Source organism: Neoluteolibacter marinus, from assembly GCF_014904755.1.
GTDB lineage: Bacteria > Verrucomicrobiota > Verrucomicrobiia > Verrucomicrobiales > Akkermansiaceae > Haloferula > Haloferula marina.
Genome location: NZ_JACZFQ010000077.1, coordinates 1 through 21,150 on the forward strand (window position 1 = coordinate 1; position 21,150 = coordinate 21,150).

10 protein-coding genes and 1 pseudogene are annotated in these 21,150 nt (G+C 63.1%); 10 read left to right on the forward strand and 1 reads right to left on the reverse strand.

Translation table 11 applies throughout. The features are described from left to right. From IG178_RS15175 to IG178_RS15205, 7 genes and pseudogenes are all read left to right on the forward strand, one after another. A pseudogene (locus IG178_RS15175) lies at nucleotides 1–209 on the forward strand (UDP-N-acetylmuramoyl-tripeptide--D-alanyl-D-alanine ligase); the annotation flags it as partial. Nucleotides 210–212: 3 nt separating this feature from the next. Then, on the forward strand, nucleotides 213–1,427 hold the full coding sequence (mraY, locus tag IG178_RS15180) for a phospho-N-acetylmuramoyl-pentapeptide-transferase (RefSeq protein WP_193213416.1): 1,215 nt from the start codon (nucleotides 213–215) through the stop codon (nucleotides 1,425–1,427). Continuing rightward, entirely contained in the window at nucleotides 1,427–2,731 is a 1,305-nt protein-coding gene (gene murD / locus IG178_RS15185; protein ID WP_193213417.1) for a UDP-N-acetylmuramoyl-L-alanine--D-glutamate ligase, read from the forward strand. Before mraY ends, murD begins: the two co-directional genes overlap by 1 nt. 9 nt (nucleotides 2,732–2,740) lie before the next feature. Further along, nucleotides 2,741–3,571 (forward strand): LysM peptidoglycan-binding domain-containing protein, encoded by an 831-nt coding sequence (locus tag IG178_RS15190; RefSeq protein WP_193213418.1) that lies wholly within the window; start codon nucleotides 2,741–2,743, stop codon nucleotides 3,569–3,571. A 13-nt stretch (nucleotides 3,572–3,584) separates the two neighbouring features. Beyond that, nucleotides 3,585–4,733 carry an FtsW/RodA/SpoVE family cell cycle protein gene (locus tag IG178_RS15195; RefSeq protein WP_193213419.1) on the forward strand — a complete coding sequence of 383 codons (1,149 nt, stop codon included), beginning with the start codon at nucleotides 3,585–3,587 and terminating at the stop codon, nucleotides 4,731–4,733. A gap of 608 nt (nucleotides 4,734–5,341) precedes the next feature. Next, nucleotides 5,342–6,871, forward strand: a complete 1,530-nt coding sequence (locus IG178_RS15200) for a Kelch repeat-containing protein (RefSeq protein ID WP_193213420.1) — start codon at nucleotides 5,342–5,344, stop codon at nucleotides 6,869–6,871. 179 nt (nucleotides 6,872–7,050) lie between these two features. Then, on the forward strand, nucleotides 7,051–18,486 hold the full coding sequence (locus IG178_RS15205; RefSeq protein WP_193213421.1) for a choice-of-anchor D domain-containing protein: 11,436 nt from the start codon (nucleotides 7,051–7,053) through the stop codon (nucleotides 18,484–18,486). Nucleotides 18,487–18,503: 17 nt separating this feature from the next. Here IG178_RS15205 and IG178_RS15210 read toward each other — a convergent pair whose 3' ends face one another. Next, nucleotides 18,504–19,586, reverse strand: a complete 1,083-nt coding sequence (locus IG178_RS15210) for a mannose-1-phosphate guanylyltransferase (protein ID WP_193213422.1) — start codon at nucleotides 19,584–19,586, stop codon at nucleotides 18,504–18,506. A gap of 102 nt (nucleotides 19,587–19,688) precedes the next feature. Between IG178_RS15210 and IG178_RS15215 the strand changes: the two genes are divergently transcribed. From IG178_RS15215 to IG178_RS15225, 3 genes are all read left to right on the forward strand, one after another. Then, complete coding sequence (locus tag IG178_RS15215; protein WP_193213423.1) at nucleotides 19,689–19,994, forward strand: hypothetical protein; 306 nt, start codon at nucleotides 19,689–19,691, stop codon at nucleotides 19,992–19,994. A 16-nt stretch (nucleotides 19,995–20,010) separates the two neighbouring features. Beyond that, nucleotides 20,011–20,871 (forward strand): SDR family oxidoreductase, encoded by an 861-nt coding sequence (locus tag IG178_RS15220; protein WP_193213424.1) that lies wholly within the window; start codon nucleotides 20,011–20,013, stop codon nucleotides 20,869–20,871. Nucleotides 20,872–20,907: 36 nt separating this feature from the next. Then, nucleotides 20,908–21,150, forward strand: a 243-nt coding sequence (locus IG178_RS15225) for a hypothetical protein (protein WP_193213425.1), incomplete at its 3' end; no start/stop codon positions are given.

Consider the following 21,150-nt stretch of genomic DNA (forward strand, 5'->3'; position numbering starts at 1 on the left):
CGGACCGCGGCCTGGTGGTGGTCGCCGTGGGCGAAGGGGCCGAGGGCATCGCCGAGGGAGCGGGCGACGCCGAATACTTTTCCGACAACGAATCCGCTGCACGCTGGCTCGCCTCCCGGGCGAAGGCGGGCGATGTCGTGCTTTTCAAGGCCAGCCGCAGTGCCGCGATGGAGCGGGTGATGGCGCTGGCGTTTCCCTCCCAAGACTGACTCATGCTTTATTGGATCTACGAATGGTGGAAGGCCGCGTTTGAGGCCGAGAAGGCGGCGTCGGCGCCCGACTGGGCCCACACCTTTTCCTTCATCAACCTGCTCGGCTACATCACCTTCCGCTCCGCCCTCGGCTGCCTGCTGGCCTTCGCGCTGAGCATCGTGATCGGCCCGCGGGTGATCCGCCGCCTGATTTCGCTGAAGGTCGGTCAGCCGATCCGCACCGCCGACGAGGTGCACAAGCTCGCGGAGCTCCACGGTGGCAAGGTCGGCACGCCGACCATGGGCGGGGTGATGATCCTCGGCTCGGTGCTGGTCTCGGTCTTCGTCTGCGGCCAGCCGCTGAATCCCTTCGTCGCGGTCTGCTCCTGCACCATGGCCGCGCTCGGCTTGCTCGGCTTCTGCGACGACTACAAGAAGGTCAAACAGAAGAAGTCCGACGGCGTCAGCGCTCGGCAGAAGCTGTTCTGGCAGCTGATCATCGCCCTCGTGGCGGCCTGTTTCATCTACTACAAGAAGGAGATTTCCGGCTTCGGCGCCGACTGGGACGTGCGGGTGAAGGGCAATGCCGGCTTCCGGCTCGGCCAGACGCCGATCGGCATCGGCCAGATCTGCTTCCCGCTTTTCAAGGTCGGCCTGCCCGACCTCGGGGTGCTGATCATCCCGTTCTTCGCGGCGGTCATCATCGGCTGCTCGAACGCCGTCAACCTGACCGACGGCCTCGACGGCCTGGCCACCGGTTGCACCATCACCGTGGCCCTGGCCTACGGCATCCTCGCCTACCTGGCCGGCCACTTCTACATGGCCAGCGAGTACCTGGTCATCCCCTACAACCGCTTCGTAGGCGAACTGGCGGTGGTGCTGCTTTCCCTGGCCGGTGCGGGTTTCGGCTTCCTCTGGTACAATTGCCACCCGGCGAAGGTGTTCATGGGTGACACCGGGTCGCTGGCCATCGGCGGCGCGCTCGGCACCGCGGCGATCTGCGTGAAGCAGGAACTCCTGCTGGTGATCATCGGCGGCGTCTTCGTGATGGAGGCGATGTCGGTCATGTTGCAGGTCGGCAGCTTCAAGCTCCGCCGCAAGCGGATCTTCGCGATGGCGCCCATCCACCATCACTTCGAGTTGCGCGGCTGGCATGAAAGCCAGGTCATCATCCGCTTCTGGATCCTTTCCATCATGCTCGGCTTGTTCGGGCTCGCCTTGTTGAAAATCGCCTGATGACCCTCACCGGAAAGAACGTTGTCATCCTCGGTGCCGGCCGCAGCGGCCGCGCCGCCGCCGCCCTGGCCGTGCGCGAGGGCGCGACCGTCCACGTCCACGACGCGGCGGCGGAGATCAAGGACATGCCGGCGGGGCTCGATCTCCATCCGTCCGCCGGCGAGGCGACCGGGCGCGACACCCGCTGCGACCTGCTGGTGGTGAGCCCGGGCATCGACACCTACGGCCCGCTGGTCGCGGCCTACTCCGCCGGGGCGGGGGAGGTGATCGGCGAGACCGAGTTCGCCTCGCGCTACTACAAGGGGCGTATCATCGGGATCACCGGCACCAACGGCAAGACCACCACCACCGAGCTGGTCGACCGCATCCTCAACGCCGGCGGCCATCTCGCCGCACCCTGCGGCAACTACGGGCCGCCGCTCAGCGAGGTGGTCCTGCGCGATCCGGTGCCGACGGCGGTGGCGCTGGAGCTCAGCTCGTTCCAGCTTGAAACCATCTGCGGCTTCCGGCCCGACGTGGCGGTGTGGCTGAACTTCGCCCCCGACCACATGGACCGCTATCCGACGGTCGAGGCCTACTTCGAGGCGAAACTGCGGATCTTCGAAAACCAGCGGCCCAGCGACACGGCGGTGGTACGGGCGGGCGAGAAGGTCCCGCCGCTCAGGACCAAGGTGATCACCTTTTCAACCGAGGATCCGTCGGCAGACTGGTTCTCCGACGGACGCCGGATCACCCGCTGCGGCGAGACGGTGCTCGATCTCGAGACCAGCACCCGCATGCGCGGCCTGCACAATGCGGAGAACGCGATGGCCGCGATCGCCGCCTGCGAGGCGATCGGCGTGCCGATCGGGGCGGCCGCCACCGCGCTGGACGGCTACGCGCCGCCCCTGCACCGCTGCGAGTTGGTCCGGACGCTCGACGGCGTCGAGTATCTCAACGACTCCAAGGCCACCAATCTCCATGCCCTCGAAAGCGCCTTGCGTTCCCAGACCCGTCCGGTGGTTCTGATCGCCGGCGGCAAGGAGAAGGGCCTCGACTACGCGCCGGTGGTGCCGCTGCTGGCCAAGCACGCGGTTGCCGCCGTGACCTTCGGCCAGATCGCCGGCCCGCTCGCGGCGGTTTTCTCCGGAGCCGTGCCGTCGGAGCAGGTCTCGACCCTTGCCGAGGCGGTGGAAACGGCGCGCCGGCTGGCTCCCCGCGGGGCCACCGTCCTGCTTTCGCCCGGAACCTCATCCTTCGACCAATTCTCCGGCTATGAGCAGCGCGGGGATGTCTTTCGTGAAATCGTTCTCAACCTTCGCTGATCCGCACCCATGAAATTGTCCAGTCTCTCCGTCAAACGCCGCACCGTGAAGAAGGGTCCGCTGCGCAAGTTGTACGCGAACGTCGCCCGCAAGAAGCACCGCGCCACCACCGCCGCGGCCCCGCTTCCGAGCTATGAGGGGGACGTGCCCAACCTCGGGATCGCCCGCGCGCTGATCGTCATCCTGATCATCCACGTTGTCGCCATCGCCGGCATCTTCGCCCACAGCCACTGGTTCGAAAGCGCGGACGAAGCGGTCGCCGCGGCCAACCAGCCGCAGATCGAACCGGCCCGCCCGCTGCGCGAGGCCGGCATGGTCCTGCCGAAGATCCAGAAGTTCGACGAAACCTACATCCCGGTGGCCGGAGACAGCTACGCGTCGATCGCGGTGAAACACGGCGTGACCGAGGACGAGCTGCGCGAGGCGAATGGTGACATGCCGCTCAGCTCGGGCAGCGTCATGCGCATCCCCGCCGCGACCGGCAACACCATCGTCGCCGTCGAGCCGGAGGAACTCACCGAACTCCGCCACAGCCGCGTTCCCGAGGTCGAGGTGCCGATCGACGAAATCTACACCGCGCCGATGATCGAAACCGACGCCGCAGCCAGGGCGGTGCTGGTCCGGCCCAATGTGACCCGCCAGCCGGAAGCCGGCGACCGTCCCGCGGAGCAGCCTGCCGTCGCCTCCGCGCCTTCCGGCCGCAAGCACACCGTCAAGGCGGGCGACACCTTCTGGAGCATCTCGCAAAACTACAGCTCCACGCCCGACCAGTTGATGAAGGCGAACGGAATCACCGACCCGCGCAAATTGAGGGTGGGCATGGAGCTTCGGATTCCTTAAGTATTTACAAACGATGTTCCGCAGCGCCTCCATCATCCTGTGCACCGCCGTCGCGGCCTTGGTCGCGCTTGGCCTGATCATGCTGGCCAGCACGAGTGCCTGGGTGAAGAACGTGGAGGAGCCCTACCACTTCCTGACCCGCCAGGGCGGGATGACCGTGGTGGGCCTGATCGGCGCTTTCGTGTTGTCGCGGATCGATCCCGTGCTGCTGCGCCGCGGCTGGCCGCTGGCCCTGGCCGCGGTGTGCGTGCTGCTCGCACTGTGCTTCGTGCCGGGGATCGCGGCGCCCGAGCTGGGATCCTCCCGCTGGATCAAGCTGCCTGGTCTTGGCAAGTTCCAGCCGTCGGAGATGGCGAAGATCGTCGGGGTCATCGCGTTGTCCGGCTGGTTCGCCCGCTGGCAAACGGAAACCCACACGTTCTGGCGCGGCTTCATCCTGCCGGGGCTGGTGATCGGGTTGCCGATCGGCCTCATCGCGATCGAGACCGACGTCGGTTCGGCACTTGCCCTTTCCGTCACCGCGGCGGCGATCTTCTTCTGTGCCGGTACGCGCGTGCTCTACCTGCTTCCCTCGGCATTGGCCGCGATGAGTGTGGCGGGCTGGTTCATCCATTCCAATCCGAACCGCTGGTCGCGGATCGTCGCCTGGATGAACCTCGAGGATCCCGTCCACCAGCTCGGCAAGGGCATGCAGCAGTGGCGCGCCCTGCTCGCCTTCGGCAACGGCGGTCCCTGGGGCGTCGGCCTCGGCAACGGCTCGGAGAAGTTCGGCACGCTGACCTTCGCCCACATCGACTTCATCTTCCCGGTGGTCGGCGAGGAACTCGGGTTGCCCTTCACGCTCGGTGCCGTCTTCTGTTATGTGCTGATCGCCGTCAGCGGCTGCGCGATCGCGGTTCAGGCATCGACCTTCTTCGACCGCTGCCTCGCGCTCGGCCTGACCTGCACGATCGTGTTGCCGGCGATGGTGAACATCGCCGTGACCACCGCGGTGCTGCCGAACGACGGCCTCCCTTTGCCCTTCGTCAGCTACGGGGGCACCAGCCTGGTGTTCTCGCTGGGAGCAATCGGCCTGCTGTGCGGCATCCACCGCCGCTCCCACGTGACCGAAGACCAGCCGCTGCCGGTGGCGGGGTTGAAGTCGTATGCGGTGAAGTTGTAGGTTTTGCCGCCCGCTTCGGATTCCGCTGAAGACGGCGGGGATTTGCGGGGAGATCGGGAAGTCCTCCGGTGGCAATTGCCAGCGGATTTGCACGAGGCTCGGACTGGTAGTGCTCCTATAGTTCTGAATCCAAAGAAGTTCAGAACACACAACTAGGAGGAGATTACTTGCCAGTTCAGCGAGGGATTCCCTACAAACGGAGGCGTTTTTTCATAAACGCAGGTGATGCGGACCCCGTGGGGACCCCGCGGTGACCTGCAGCCCCCGATGAAAATGCCCTCCCCCGGACATCCCCTCCCGAGTGGAAATGTCGTTCCACGAGAGACTCGCGGTCAAGCGCAGGCGAGTCGTTCGCGTGCGGGCCGGACGGAAGTGGGTTCCGCAAAGGGTGGTCAGCGTTCTCCTTCCGAGGTCTGCCGGGCCTGCGCAAGCCGGAGCCCAATGGCGATGATGGGTCGGTGGGTTGGGAGCGTTCGGTTCCCGGCGGTGGGTGCGGCGAATGATGGGGCGAGGTTTGTGCCTCCCGATCTCCGGCCCGGAGAAAGCATCCACACCTTCCGACCGCGAACTTCCCAATTCCCGTTGGCCACCCCGTTGCTGATCTTGTCATGAAATCCCGAATTACTGGCCTGCTTGCAGGTATGATCATCCTCGCTTCCGGCCCTGCTGCCGGCGGAACCTGGAGTGCGGCGGACCTGATGAACGTCGGGCGCACCGGCCACAGCTCGACACTTCTCGAGAATGGCAAGGTGCTGGTGAGCGACGGTTTTAACTACGAAGAGCAATTCTACTTCGATGACTTCATTGGTGAATGGGTTTTCACCACTGTCCGGGTCACCTCGACGATCACCGAATTATATGATCCGGCAACGGACCAATGGACCGTGGTCTCCGGGATCAACCCTGCCACCCACGGCATTGCCGTGCGGCTTTCTGATGGCAAGGTGCTGGCCGCGGGTGGGTTTGGATCCAGTGGCCTGTATGATCCGGTGGCGAACTCGTGGACTTCCGCCGACCCGCTTCTCCAGTCGCGGGAGAATCACACCACCACCTTGTTGCAGGACGGAAGGGTGCTGGTGGCGGGCGGCAGCTATCTGGCGACGGCTGAAATCTACGACCCCTCGACAGGGGATTGGACGGCCACCGGCTCCATGACCGTCCCTCGGCAGCGTCACACCGCCACGCGGCTTCTGGACGGACGGGTGCTCGTCACCGGTGGCTGGCACTACGACGGCACCCAGACGAACTACAACAGCTGCGAGCTGTATGACCCGACGGACGGGTCATGGTCCGCGACGGGGAGCCTTTCGTTCGAGCGTGTTTACCATGCAGCGGCAATCCTGCATGACGGACGGGTGCTCGTGGCGGGAAGTGTCGCCACGCCGGAGATCTATGATCCGATCGCCGGGACATGGTCGTCCATCCCGGCTCCGCAGGTATACCGAGGGCAGCCGAGACTGACGGTCCTGCAGAGTGGCAAGGTGCTGGTGACAGGTGGATCGAAAAGCAGCGCGGAAATCTATGATCCCGCCACGAATTCGTGGTCGTCCGCGGGTGAGATTGGCGGGAGTCTTAGTGAGCACTCGGCGATTCTCCTGTCCGATGGCCGGGCGCTGGTGAGCGGCGGCGGGAGCAACTTTTCTGCCGGGACCGGTATGCCTCCGATTCCCTCATCGCATGAATCCTTTCTCTACTCGGAAGATGCCGGTCCTCTGACCCCGTTCGAGGCGGCCGCTGCCGCGGCGGGGCTCGCCGATGACAATGCCTTGGCGGACGCCACACCCTTCAATGACGGTGTCCCGAACCTTCTGAAATTCGCCTTCGGCCTGAATCTCGGCGGACCCGACACGCGGCGCATGACTCCCGGCGGAACCGCCGGCCTGCCGACCGCGTATCTCCATGAAGACGGTGGCACCTTCTTCCGTGTCGAGTACCTCCGCCGCAAGAACAGCGGACTCAGCTACACTCCGAGGAAGTCCACGACACTCGCAAGTGATTCTTTCTCTGTTCTAACCGGCACTCCGGTCGTTTCCGATATCATCGGCTTTCCCGATTGGGAACGCGTCACCGTCGATGAACCCTACGACCCGATCACCACAACGAAGTTATTCACGGTGGTGGAGGTGACACTCGACTGAACCGCAATTCAACTGCAATGAAACCTCTCCAGCTTCCCGCCTATTTCCTCCTGGCCCGTTGGCGTCGGGTGGCTACGTGTATTCTGTTGGCACTCGGCCCCATGGATTGCGCGGCGGCAGAACTGGGATCTTGGACTGCGGATGGCGCGGTGCATCCTCGACCGAGTTCAGGCAAGCAAGTGCCCGAGGGCCTTGCGTCATCCGACTGGCACAGCATCCGCGAGGCGCACGAGGCGTGGCGACACGAAATCCGTGTGGTGGATGGCGAGTGGAAAGCCCACAACCCGGGCCAGGGATGGGACATCGGCTTCAACCGCCGCGGGTTTCTCGCGGCTCCACGTGACGGGCGTTGGTCCTGGGGACTCCGTCTCGAGAGTTTCGGCTTCGGCGAATGGCAACATCCCGTCTCCGGCGAAGCAACGGCCGAGGCGGACGGGAAGCGCCTTACCTACCATTGGCAGGACGGATTGAATGAATGGTTCATCAACGATGGTCGGGGACTGGAGCACGGCTTCACCCTCGATAGCAGACCTGCCGACGCGGAGACGAACGAGCCACTGACCCTCACACTGGCCGCGCAAGGCGATCTGAGGCCCGCGGTATCCACGGACGCGCAAACCGTTCATTTCCGTGACGAACACGGCGCTCCGGTCCTCAACTACTCCGGCCTCAAGGTCTGGGACGCCGATGGCATGGTGCTGCCCTCGCGATTCGAAGGGGTGGATCCAACGACCTTCCGGATCGTGGTCGAGGAACGCGGAGCCCGCTACCCGCTCACCATCGACCCCATCGCCCAGCAGGCTTACTTGAAGGCATCTAATAACGGGCTTCCTTCCAACGATCTATTCGGCTGCTCCGTGGCGATATCCGGCGACACGGTTGTGATCGGGGCGTATAGGGAGGACAGCAATTCCACAGGGGTCAACGGCGACCAATCCGACAATACCTCCACCGACTCTGGCGGCGCCTACGTCTTTTTCCGTAGCGGGTCGACCTGGAGCCAGCAGGCTTATCTAAAGGCGTCCAATACTGACGGGGGCGATCGTTTTGGATGGTCAGTCGCCATCGACGGGGACACTGCGGTTATTGGGGCGCCTTGGGAGTCCAGCAATGCAACCGGCGTCAATGGTGATCAGGCCAACAACTCGCTTTCCCAGTCGGGAGCGGCATATGTGTTTACGCGCACGGCCGACACTTGGAGCCAGCAGGCCTACCTCAAGGCATCCAATACACAGACGGGCGACGAGTTTGGAGACGTGGTGGCGGTTTCCGGAGACACTGTTGTCATCGGCACCGAACAGGAGGACAGCAACGCGACCGGAATCGATGGCGACGGAGGCAACAATATCGCTTCTCGAGCTGGCGCTGCTTATGTGTTTGCTCGCAGCGGCTCCGCTTGGGTGCAGCAAGCCTACCTCAAAGCTTCCAATACACAGGCAAACGACCGCTTCGGGACTTCCCTCGCGATATCTGGGGATACAGTGGTCGTGGGAGCACCAGGAGAGGCCGCCGCCACTGCGGGAGTGAATGGTGACGAAACCAACAACAACGCATCGGGCTCAGGCGCAGCCTACGTCTTCATGCGTAACGGTTCCACTTGGAGCCAGCAAGCCTACCTAAAAGCCTCAAATACCGGAGCGGGTGATGGCTTTGGTGTTTCGACCGCAATATCCGGGGATACCATTGTCGTTGGCGCATCATGGGAGGGCAGCGACACGACAGGTGTAAATGGTCCTGGATCAAATAACAATGCATTGGCCTCGGGTGCCGCGTATGTATTCGTTCGTAGCGGTTCTTTGTGGAGCCAACAGGCCTATCTAAAGGCCTCCAACACCGAGACCAGTGATCAATTTGGATACTCCGTCTCCGTCTCGGGAGATACCATCGCTATTGGAGCACCCTACGAAGACAGCGATGCCACCGGCGCCAATGGAGACGAGGCGAACAACGGCACATCATTTTCAGGAGCAGCCTACATGTTCGCACGGATTGGCGGCATCTGGAGCCAACAAGCCTATCTCAAGGCTTCAAACACCGGGGAGAATCATCAATTTGGCCAATCCGTCGCGATTTGGGGTGACACGGCGATCATCGGCGCATTGCAAGAGAACAGTGGCGCTACCGGCGTGAACTCCACGCCTGATGAGAAGTCCGCTGGTTCCGGATCATCTTATGCGTTCGTCCGCAGCGGGTCCACCTGGAGTCAAGAAGCCTACTTCAAGGCGTCGAACACACCGATGGGCTCTGGTGAGGGCGATGAGTTTGGCATTTCCGTCGCGGCATCCGGAGACACTGTGGTAGTCGGTGCATTCGGCGAAGACAGCAACACCACCGGCGTCAACAGCACACCCAACGAGGGAGCATCAAGTTCCGGCGCTGCCTACGTGTTCGTACGCAGTGGTGCGGCTTGGATTCAACAGGCCTACCTCAAAGCATCAAACTCCGAAGCGACCGACTGCTTCGGCTACTCCGTCGCGATCTCTGGCGACACAGTGGTCATCGGAGCTCCCTATGAGGATAGCAATGCAACCGGAGTCAATAGTGACGAATACGACAACAGCACACCTAGTTCAGGCGCGAGCTATGTATTCGTTCGCAATGGCACGTCGTGGAATCAGCAGGCCTACCTCAAGGCCTCCAACACCGGAGCATACGACGATTTCGGATACTCCGTCGCGATCTCCGGGAATACCGTGGTGGTGGGAGCCTATCAAGAAGACAGCAGCGGGACCGGAGTTGACAACGACGAGATCGATAACAGCTCCCCAAATTCGGGCGCGGCTTACGTGTTCACGCGCAACGGCCCCACTTGGACCCAGCAGGCCTATCTCAAACCGTCAAACACCGGAGCGGACGACTGGTTCGGAAGGGCGGTGTCGGTATCTGGCGATACTACTGTAGTCGGCTCATTCAGAGAGGATGGCGCTTCCACAGAAGTGAACGGAATTGCCAATGATGGCGCCCCGGATTCAGGAGCGGCTTACGTGTTTGCGCGCATCGGTTCGACTTGGATCCAGCAAGCCTACCTGAAGGCTTCCAACGCCGAAGCAGGAGACTCGTTTGGAATCTCGGTTGGAGTGTCCGGCGAGACGGTGGTGGTTGGCGCGAACCTCGAAGACAGTAGCGCGACAGGAGTAGGCGGCGATGAATCCAGCAACACTGTGTCCGCGTCCGGCGCCGCCTATATATTCGTACGCAGTGGTCCCAGCTGGAGCCAGCAGGCGTACCTCAAAGCCTCCAACGCTGGACTTTCCAACCAATTCGGGCTCTCCGTGGCGGTTTCGGTCGATGCCGCAGTGATCGGCGCACCGGGGGAGGGAATCAACCCAAGCGGGGGCAACTCCGGCGCCGCCTACATGTTCACCCGTGCCGGATCGACTTGGAGCCAACAAGCATATCTGAAAGCCTCCAACTCCGGAGCAAACGACCGATTCGGGAACTCAGCGGCGGTCTCCGGCGACATCGCGATCGTCGGTGCAAACCACGAATCCAGCAGCACCACCGGAGTCAATGGCGATGGAATGGACAACAGCGCTGGCAGTTCGGGTGCTGCTTATGTGTTCGATGGATTTGGCATCGCGGACATCGCATTGGAAGCACCAACCGGCAATGGGGTGATCAACGGCTTCGCAATTTTGGACTTCGGTCACGCTCTCCCGGGCTCTTCGACCGGACAGAGCCTAACGGTTCGAAATAGCGGCAGTGGTCCGCTGAGTGGGATCATTGCAAGCCTGACCGGCCCAGACGCAGCGCGATTCTCATTAGTAACCTCTCCGCCATCTTCTCTCGCTTCGGGCGAGAGTGCCGAGTTTACTGTTAGTTTCAATCCGGACTCTCCGGGCTTGAAATCGGCGGTTCTGGAGATCCTCAGCGATGACCCTGACGAGAGTCCCTTCAGTCTCGCCCTGACAGGAGCCGGGACACCTCCACCTGCCGAGATCACGGTGGAGCAGCCGCTCGGCACAGCGTTGGCCGACGGGGTTTCGTCCGTCGACTTTGGAGCCGCGGTGATCGGCGGGCCGCATTCGGTGCTTGAGTTCACGATCCGGAACGACGGCGGAGAGGACTTGAGCGGCTTGCTTGTCACGGTGGACGGGGCGGATGCGGGAGAGTTCACTGTCGATGCCTCGGGTCTCGTTTCGCCCCTTGCCGGCGGCGACTCCACGACCTTCCAGTTGCGGTTCCACCCGGCGGATGAAGGCCCTTTCGCGGCCACGCTCCATATCGCCAGCAATGATGGCGATGAGAATCCGTTTGATATCGAGCTCACCGGAGAAGGCCGATTTCTGGAAGTCGAGCCGTTTACCTCGGAGTTTGGCGACGTGATGGTTTTCTCAGGAGTGGAGCATGCCATTTCTACCCTCCAGACCAATGCTTACACGGGGGTGACTCACCTGGTTTCGGGAACGTTCAACGTGAACGACATGATTTACGACGGACTCGGTGGCGTCGATGTCATCTTGTTCAGCGACCGCAGCGACTTCCTTACCATTCAGCAAGGGGCGATCCAGACGATCGCCGGCATCGAAACGATGATCCTCGGTGATGGCGCGGACTTCATCAATCTATCCGGTCTAGGGATTATTCTGGGCGACATGACGATCGACGCCGGTAACGGAAGCGATATCGTGTGGGCGAATGCCGGGAATGACATCCTCCGAGGGAAGGCCGGTGACGACTGGATCGATGGGGGGCCGGGTGACGACAGTATTTTCGGCAACACGGGAACTTCCTTTGCGTCCGGATCAGACAATGACAGATTGCATGGCGGCGATGGCAACGACACCATCAACGGCAACGGCGGGACGGATCTGCTGAGCGGCGACGCCGGGAATGACATCCTTATCTATACGGCGGACGTTCAGACCGATCCCAACCACGAGGTCGCGATTCCTCCGCTGGGCGTGGTACCCGCTGCGGACATGAACGATTCCCTCGACAGATTTGACGGAGGAACAGGCCAGGACATCGTCCAGATGACCGCAGGCGATGATCTCCTCACCACGCGTGATGGATTCGGCGTCCTGCGGGTCATCGGAATCGAGCAGATCCTAGGTGGGGATGGAGACGACATCGTGGTCGTGTCCGATCCCGACCTCGACGTGGTTTCAATTCATCTTCTCGGCGAAGGTGGCGATGACCTGCTCAGTGCGAGCAATGGAGGCGACCGCATCGAAGGAGGAAGCGAAGATGACCGGCTGTTCGGGCTCGGTGGCAACGATCGAATTTGGGGAGGGGACGGCAGGGACGAGATTCATGGGGGCGACGGCGACGATTTCATCACCGGAGCGGAATACGCAGGCGGCGACCAAGACACGGACGAGGCATTCGTCGCCATCGAGGGCGGGCTTGGAGAGGACTGGATTGACGCGGGGCCGGGTGACGACCGCATCTTTTTCTCCGGCCCGGGGGACTTGCTGCTGGGAGGCGAAGGAATCGACACCCTGGTGCTGGGAACCACGGTGCAAGAGTCGGGTATCGGCATCACGCCCGGAGTGGAGCTCGTGCATCCCGTCACCGGATTGCCGACCGGCCTCACCGGGTTCGAGATCGAGGTGTCTCCGGGAGCGCTTCTCCAGGTGCATGGCATCGAGTTTCTCGAAATCGACGGGACCGGGGTGGTTCCACTCGTCGCACTGGCGGAGATCGGCGTGGAACAGCCTGCCGGGACGGATTTGTCCGACGGCGATTCCACCGTGGACTTTGGCCCGTTGGATGTCGGGTTCGCCGGTGTCCCGGTTGGGTTCGTCATCAGGAATCGGGGCGGCGAGGATCTGACTGACCTCGGGGTCACCGTGGACGGCGATCACGGTGGGGACTTCGAGATCGACGATTCCACCTTGCCAGCGGTGCTGCCGCCTGGTGCGACGGCGACTTTCACGGTGAGGTTTGCTCCGTCGGCCTTACTCGCTCGCTCCGCGATCCTGCACATCTCAAGCAACGATCCGGATGAGAACCCCTTTGACATCGCGCTCATCGGCACGGGCACCACCCCGCCGGCCGATATCGCGGTCGAACAGCCGGTTGGCAGCAACCTCACGGACGGTTCGGCGACGGTCGATTTCGGCCAACAACCGATCTCCGTTTCCTCCTCGGCCCGCCAGTTCACAGTGCGCAACACCGGCGGCCTCGATCTCACCGGTCTGGCGATTTCCGTGGACGGCGCGAATCCCAGCGACTTCACCGTCGATGACTCGGCAATGCCCGCCACCCTTCCCCCGGACGGATTCGCGACCTTCTCGGTGACCTATGCTCCTGGTGACACGGGTGCCCGGAGCGCGGCACTCCACATCACCAGCAACGACCCGGACGAATCGCCCTTCGACATCGACTTGATTGGTACAGGCACTCCTCCTCCCGAGGAAATCGTGGTGGAGCAGCCCGCGGGCTTCGACCTGGTCGATGGCAGCGCGTCGGTTGATTTCGGAGAGGCGATGATGACCCAAAGCGGCGCGACGTTGGAGTTCGTGGTGCGGAACGCCGGAGGAGAGGATCTTACCGGACTGCAGATCTCGGTGGACGGGACGCATGCGGCCGATTTCGTGGTAGCCGACTCCATCCTGCCTTCGTCGCTCGCCGCCGGTGCGTCCGCTACGTTCGCGGTCAGCTTCAATCCCTCTGAGATCGGCGCTAGGGTGGCAGGACTGCACATCGTCAGCAGCGACGCCGACGAGAACCCCTTCGACATCGCCCTCGAAGGCACCGGCGCGCCTCTGCTCCCAGAGATCGCCATCGAGCAACCCGCCGGAACCGATCTCGCGGACGGAAGTTCCTCGGTCGAGTTCGGCCTGAACCTGGTGGACGCTTCCGGGACGCCCTTCGAGTTCGTGATTCGCAACACCGGCGATGCCGAGTTGACCGGTCTTGGGGTGACCGTGGACGGAGCTCATGCTGCGGATTTCGGCGTGGATCTCTCCTCCCTTCCCGGCACGCTGGCACCGGATTCGACGGCAACCTTCACGGTGACTTTCACCCCCTCCGGCACCGGCACGCGAACCGCCGCACTCCACGTTGCCAGCAACGATGCGGATGAGAACCCCTTCGATGTCGTCCTGAACGGCGCGGGGGGCGAGGACACCGTGCCCCCGGTAGTCGATGCCTTCTCGCGGTCACCCGGGTCGATGGATCTCACCGCCGGAGGCGGGATCGTGCTCGTCGAGTTGGAGATCAGCGATGATCTGACGGGCTTCGGCTCTGGATCCATCCAAGCCTACGATCTTGGCGGCAGTCCGCTTCCTTTCATCGGGGCCAGCTTCGATGCAACGCACCGGACGGTGGGGGATCGGTGGTCGGGCACCTATCAGGTGCCTCTACGGATTCCCGATTGGACGCCGGAGGGCAGTTACTACCTCGGGATCGTGGTCGAGGACCTCGCAGGGCTGACGGCAGCCTACGGACGAAGCTCGCACCCCCTCCCCATCGCAGCCGGTGCGGACGAGATCAGCGTCACGGGCCAAGTCACCATCAACCCAAGTGTCTGGGTCTGGGATGGCGGGCAGGACAATGCCTGGGAGAATCCAGGCAACTGGGGGTGGGGCAATCCATCCTATACCCCGCCCGAGTCGCTCGACATCCACATCGGCCCGATCCAGACCTTTGTCGGCGGGCTTGCCTTCGAGGACTGGACTCCTGCGTCGCAAAGCGTCGACCTCAATGCCTCGTTCACTTCGCAGGCGGTCCGGATGTATGGCTCGACCCTTCCCGTCGAACTGAGCCTCGCCGAGAATGTCTCCCTCACGGCGAACTCCCGCTTCGATCTCGGCACACTTCGCAGCGGCGAGACCCTCAGCGCCAACGCCGCCACTCTCAACCTCGCGGACGGCTCGGCGATCCACTCCTCTCTCTACGCCGGACTCGGCGGACGTGCGGTGATCAACGTCAACGGCGACGCCACGATCCAAACGCTCTATCTTGGCAACGGCGGGCACGCGACGCTGGACGTCGCGCCGGGCACAAGCCTCTCCACCTCTTCCCTCATCGCGGGTTCCGGAACCGTGGTTGTGGACAACCACGGGGATTGGGTCCAGTCGGGAGGCTGGTCGGGGGTGTTCGGGGACTGGAACAATCACTCTGGCGCGGAGTTCACCATCACCGGTCAGCTGGCCCTCGGCGGGGAGATCCACAATGCCGGTATCATCCGGACGGCAGGCAATGGATACGAGTACCTGTGGATCGATGGGGACGCGACGCTCGTGGGAGGGGGACAGATCGAGTTGAATGGATCGCTTTCCCAATTCCAAGGGAACGGAGCGGAGGCGTCGCTCGTCAACATCGACAATACGATTCGCGGGAGTGGATCCATCACCGGATTGGCCTTCGACAACCGCTCCATGATCCGCGCGGAAGGGGATTCTCTCAACATCTATGGGTCGTCCGGGGTCAACTCCGGAACGATGACAACCGATGCCACCGGGACCCTGCAGTTCATCGGGCTCAACAGCACGTTCCCGACCCACGTGAACAACATAGAGGGGGGGGCGGTCACGATCCCCGCCGGTGGCACGCTGGACGTCAACTCCAACGCCACCCTCGAGGGTGGAACCTTGCACGGCGATTCCGGCGCTCTCCTCAAGGGCTACGGCGTGCTCAAGGACCTGACCGTCACGGGCGAGTTTGCATCTGCTCCGTTCGGCCAGAAGGATCTCGAATTGCAGGGGACAATCGACAACCAGGGAGTCCTCGGTCTCGGGGCGACTCCCGGCTACAACGACGGGTTCCGGATCGCGGGGGGCAATGTGGTGACGCTCTCCGGTGGAGGAGAAATCGTCCTGAGCCAAGCCTACTACGCGCGATTGTACGGTCCTGGCACCTTGATCAATGATGACAACCTGATCCGCGGGCAGGGCCAACTGGGTTTGCTGACCTTGGACAACCGGAGCACGATCCGCGCGGAGGGAGGGTTGCTCGACCTGTATTCCAGTACCGTCACCAACACGGGTGTCTTGACCTGTGACGAGACCGGGACCTTGCAGATGAGCGGGCAAAACAGCTTGCTGCCAACCCATGTGGACAACAGCGCGGGATTGGTGACGATCCCCGCCGGCGGAACAATCGCCATCAACACATACGCAACTCTCGAGGGAGGGAGTCTTCACGGCGACCCGGGGGCAAAACTCGGAGGCTACGGGGTGCTCAAGGACCTGATGGTGACCGGTGAGTTTGTTTCCGCGCCATTCACCCAGAAGGACCTCGAACTGCAGGGGACGATCGATAACCAAGGCGTCCTCGGACTCGGTTCGACGCCCGGCTACACCGACGGGTTCCGGATCGCGGAAGAGAACGTGGTGACGCTCTCCGGCGGGGGGGGAATTGTCCTGAGCCAGGCCTACTACGCCCGGTTGTTTGGCACGGGGACGCTGGTCAACGAGGACAACACGGTCCGCGGGCAGGGCCAGCTGGGATTGCTGACCTTGGATAACCGGAGCACGATCCGCGCGGAGGGCGGACCGCTCGACCTGTATTCCAGCACGGTCACCAACAGGGGCCTTCTCACAAGCGACGGGACCGGGACCTTGCTGCTGAGCGGGCAAAACAGCTCGCTGCGAACCCATGTGGACAACAGCGAGGGGTTGGTGACGATCCCGGACGGCGGGAAACTGGAAATCAACTCCTATGCCACCCTCGAGGGAGGGATCCTCCACGGCGATTCGGGGGCGAACCTCGGAGGCTACGGGGTTCTCAAGGACCTGACGGTCACCGGTGAGTTTGTATCGGCCCCGTTCACCCAGAAGGACCTCGAACTGCAGGGGACGATCGACAACCAGGGAATCCTCGGTCTCGGGTCGTCTCCCGGCTACAATGACGGTTTTCGGATCGCGGAAGAGAACGTGGTGACGCTCTCCGGCGGAGGGGAACTCGTCCTCAGCCAAGCCTACTACGCGCGATTGTACGGTCCTGGCACCTTGATCAATGAAGACAACCTGATCCGCGGGCAGGGCCAGCTGGGTTTGCTGACCTTGGACAACCGGAACACGATCCGTGCGGAGGGCGGACCGCTCGACCTGTATTCCAGCACGGTCACCAACAGGGGCCTTCTCACAAGCGATGGTACCGGGACCTTGCTGCTGAGCGGGCAAAGCAACTCGCTACGAACCCACGTGGAGAACAGTGAAGGCTCAGTGACAATCCCGGATGGCGGGAAACTGGAGATCAACTACTATGCCACCCTTGAGGGGGGCACGCTGCATGGCAACCCGGGGGCATTGCTGCAGGGCTCCGGCGTTCTCAAGGACCTGACCGTCACCGGTGAGTTCGTTTCCGCGCCATTCACCCAGAAGGACCTCGAATTGCAGGGGACGATCGACAACCAGGGAGTCCTCGGTCTTGGATCGTCTCCAGGTTATTACGACGGCTTCCGTATTGCTGAAGAGAACGTGGTGACACTTTCCGGCGGAGGGGAGCTCTTGTTCAGCCAAGCCTCTTACGCGAGGATGATTGGCCCGGGCACGTTGGTCAACGAGGACAACACGATCCGCGGGCAGGGGGCGCTCGAAGTTGGAAGCTTCGTCAACCGAGGAATGGTTCATGCAGAGGGAGGCATTCTGGGTGTTTCCAGCGGTGAATTCCGAAATGAAGGTGGGGTCGTCGAGATTGCCTCCGACGGCACGTTTCAAGTGGGATCCACCGGCTTCTCGCAGGACCCTGCCGGGGTGACTCTCGTCTCCGGCTTGTTCGATGTGGACCAAGACACCAGCATTGGCTATGGCCGCATTGAAGGCAGTGGCATCATCGATGCCACCAGCCGCACGCTCAGCTTCGGCAACGCGGTGCTCGCTCCCGGCACCAGTGCAGGCGCGTTGTCCTCGAAAGGCACGCTCAACCTCGACGGTACCTTGGAGATCGAACTCGGCGGAACGCAACGGGGCGTCAGCCACGACACCCTTCAGCACATCGGCAACGTCCAACTCGGTGGCTACCTCACGGTCTCCTTCCTCGATGACTTCCAAGATCTGATTTCTCCGTCCGACACCTTTGTCATCCTCAGCAGCGGCACCGACTTCACCGACTTCACCACCGGAAGTCCGATCGCAGGCCATTCCGGAACCCAAGGCAGCATCTCCGGAGCCTTCCTCAACGCGGCCCCCGGAACCCGCGTGCTCACTTCCGACGGAACCGGCAGTTTCCTTCTCATCCAGACATCCACCAGCATCGAACTCAGCGACTACCAGGCTTACGATTCCTTCGCGGATCTCAACCAGACCACCGCCCTCACCGACAACGACCAGGATGGGGTGCCGCTGGTCTTCGAGTTCCTTTTCGGAGGGAATCCGGCGCTCGCCGACCAAGTCGTTCCGATGCTCGCGACGGGCAGCTGGTCGGGTTCCGACCTGCTGGACATCGATCCGCTGTTGGAGGTCGATCCCGCTTCAAGCTACCCGGTCTTTGACCTGCGGATCCGTCGCGAGCGGCGGGGAATCCTGTTTTCGCCGCTTGCCACCGGGGATCTCGGGTTTGCCGAGGATCCCCCGTACCGGCCGCGACAAGTGGGCACCGTCGAACCCGAGGAGGATTTCGACCGCTATCGCTACATCATCCTTCCTCCGGCAGGCGACTGGCCTCCCGACGCCGCGTTTCTGAGGCTTGAGATCAATTATGCCGCCCTACCGGATTCTTGACCGGCCAGCGGATCGGCTCACAGCAATCCCGGCGGCAGCAGGTCGGAGAGCTTCTTGATCGCGTCGGCTTGATGGCGGTTGGCGATGAGAAGGGCGTCCTCGGTTTGCACGATGATGAGGTCGTCGACGCCGAGCAGGGCGACATGGCAGCCCTTGCGGTCGTTGAAGACGATGTTGTTCTCCGAATCGATCTCCGAGATCGGGCGGTTGACGCGGTTGTTGTCGCCGGCGACCGGGAGATACTTCGCGACGGAGAGCCAGGATCCGACGTCGTCCCAGTCGAAGGTTGCCTCGATGTTGAGGACGCGGCCCGCGTTTTCCATCAGGCCGTAGTCGATCGAGATTGGCGTGAGTTTCGGGAACTGGGCGGCGACGGTGGCCGCGACATCCTTCGAGCGCCGGATTTCCGAGATGAAGGAAGCGAGCTGGGGCTGGTGGGTGGACAGTTCGCGGATGACGTTCGGCAGCGACCAGACGAACATCCCGGCATTCCAACAGAAGCCACCGGCGGCGAGGAACTGTTCGGCGAGGTCGGTGCTCGGCTTCTCCCGGAAGCGCTTCACTTCGGCGGGCAGCTGCTCGCACACCAGGCCGGGGATCGACGCGCGTGAGCCGCGTTCGATATAGCCGTAGGACGGGCAGGGCCAGGTCGGCTTGATGCCGATGGTCACCAGGCCGTCGGACATTTCCGCGGTGGCGAGGGCGTCCTTCATGACGCCTTGAAAGCCGGCGGTGTCGGCGATGAGCTGGTCGGCGGGCAGGACCATCATGAGCGCGTCCGGGTTGCGGGCGGCGATCAGGCCGATGCCGAGGGCGACCGCCGGTGCGGTGTCGCGTTTGGCGGGCTCGGCGAAAATGTTTCCGGCCGGCAGCATCGAGGCCACTTCGCGCACGGCAGCTTCCTGCTGGGCATTGGTGAGGATGAGGATGTTCTGTGGCGGCACCAGGCCGTCCAGGCGGCGGATGGTTTGCTCGAGCAGGGTGTCTTCGCCGAAGAGGTTCAGGAGCTGTTTCGGGCGGGCATTCCGGCTCAAGGGCCAGAAGCGGGTGCCGGAGCCTCCGGCAAGAATCAGGGCGTAGGTGGAATCGGGGCTGGGCATCTCTGGGGCGGAACCTAACCGGCACTTCTGCCGCGGGGAAGAGGGAAAGCGGGGACGGTTTCCGGGATTGTGTGACGGCGCAGGAGTGTTAGCCTGCCTTGCATGAACCTCGATGATGACGGTGAACGGGATTGGACGGAGGCAACCGCCTTGGCGGCTCCCGCGCTGCTGGGCGCGGCTGGAGGGCTGATTCTCGGGGAAATGATGCATTCGCGGGCCCGCCGTGGCATGGCACTCGGCTTTGCCGCCTTGGGTGTGGCGACTTTGTTACCGTTGGCGATCGGCGGGATCGTGAACCTCGTGAACGGCCCGCAGAGCAAGTTCGGCGCGCGCCGGCGCTTGCGGAAGATCCGCGACGGCGGTGACGGTTTCGTCGACGACAACCTCGAGGAAGTCGGGATCATCTGAGCTCGGGCACAACGCCATGCGGGTCGCCATCACCGGGACGACGGGCCGGGTGGGCCGTGCGCTGGCCGACCGCTTGGCGGGCGATCACGAGGTTATCGAGCTGCCCCGCCAGCGGCTCGACATGGCGCGGCCGGGCTGTGAAGGGTTGCTGGAACGCCTGTCGTTCGACGTGCTGCTCAATCCCGCCGGTTTGACCGGCCTGGAGCAATGCGAGGACGATCCGGTGCTCGCCCGGCGCGTGAATGCCCTTGCCCCGGGCGCGTTGGCTTGGAGCTGCAGGAAGCTGGGCAAGCCGATGCTGCATTTCAGCACGGACTACGTGTTCGACGGGATTGAGCCGGGCTTGAGATCGGAGGACGATCCCACCGCGCCATTGTCGACCTACGGCAAGACCAAGGCGGAAGGGGAGCACGCGGTCCTGGCGGCGGGCGGTGCGGTCATGAGGGTGTCGTGGGTCTTCGGGCCTGAGCGGGCAGCGTTTCCCGAGAGGATCGTCTCGCAGGCGCTGGCGGGAGAGCGGCTCGCGGCGGTTGCCGACAAGTTCTCGTTGCCCGCCTACACGAAAGACATCGCGTCCTGGGTGGCCGCGTGGCTGGGCGCCGGGTGTCCTGCCGGAGTTTTCCATGCCTGCAATGGCGGCGAGCCGGTGAGCTGGCATGGAATGGCCCGTGAAATTTCCAGCTTCCTCGCGACAAAAGGAATCGAGGCAGGGGAAGTGCAGGAGCTCAAGATGGACGAGATGAAAGCCTTCCGCGCCCCGCGGCCGCGCCACACCGCGATGGCAACCCGGCGGCTGGAAGCACTGCTCGGCGCGCCGCCGCGTCCCTGGCAGGAGGCCATGATGGAGCATCTTGCAAGCCTCCTGATATCCCGTTGACCCTCTTCGGGCGGCGTGGCAACTTGCCGCATCTTCATGAAGCGCCATCAGCTTGTCCTCGGCTCCATTGCTCTCGTCCTGGCTTCCTGCGAAACCGGCCCCATCAACACCGGCGGGGGATTCGATCCCTTGTCCGCCCCCGGCGGAGGGCGTTCGGAAGTGGCGACACCCCGCGGCTATGCGACGGGGACCTTCGTCACCACCATCATGGAGGCGGCCTTTTTCAAGAAGCGGCCGAAGGGGGATGCCGAGGCGGACCGGCAGCTGCCGGCGAACACC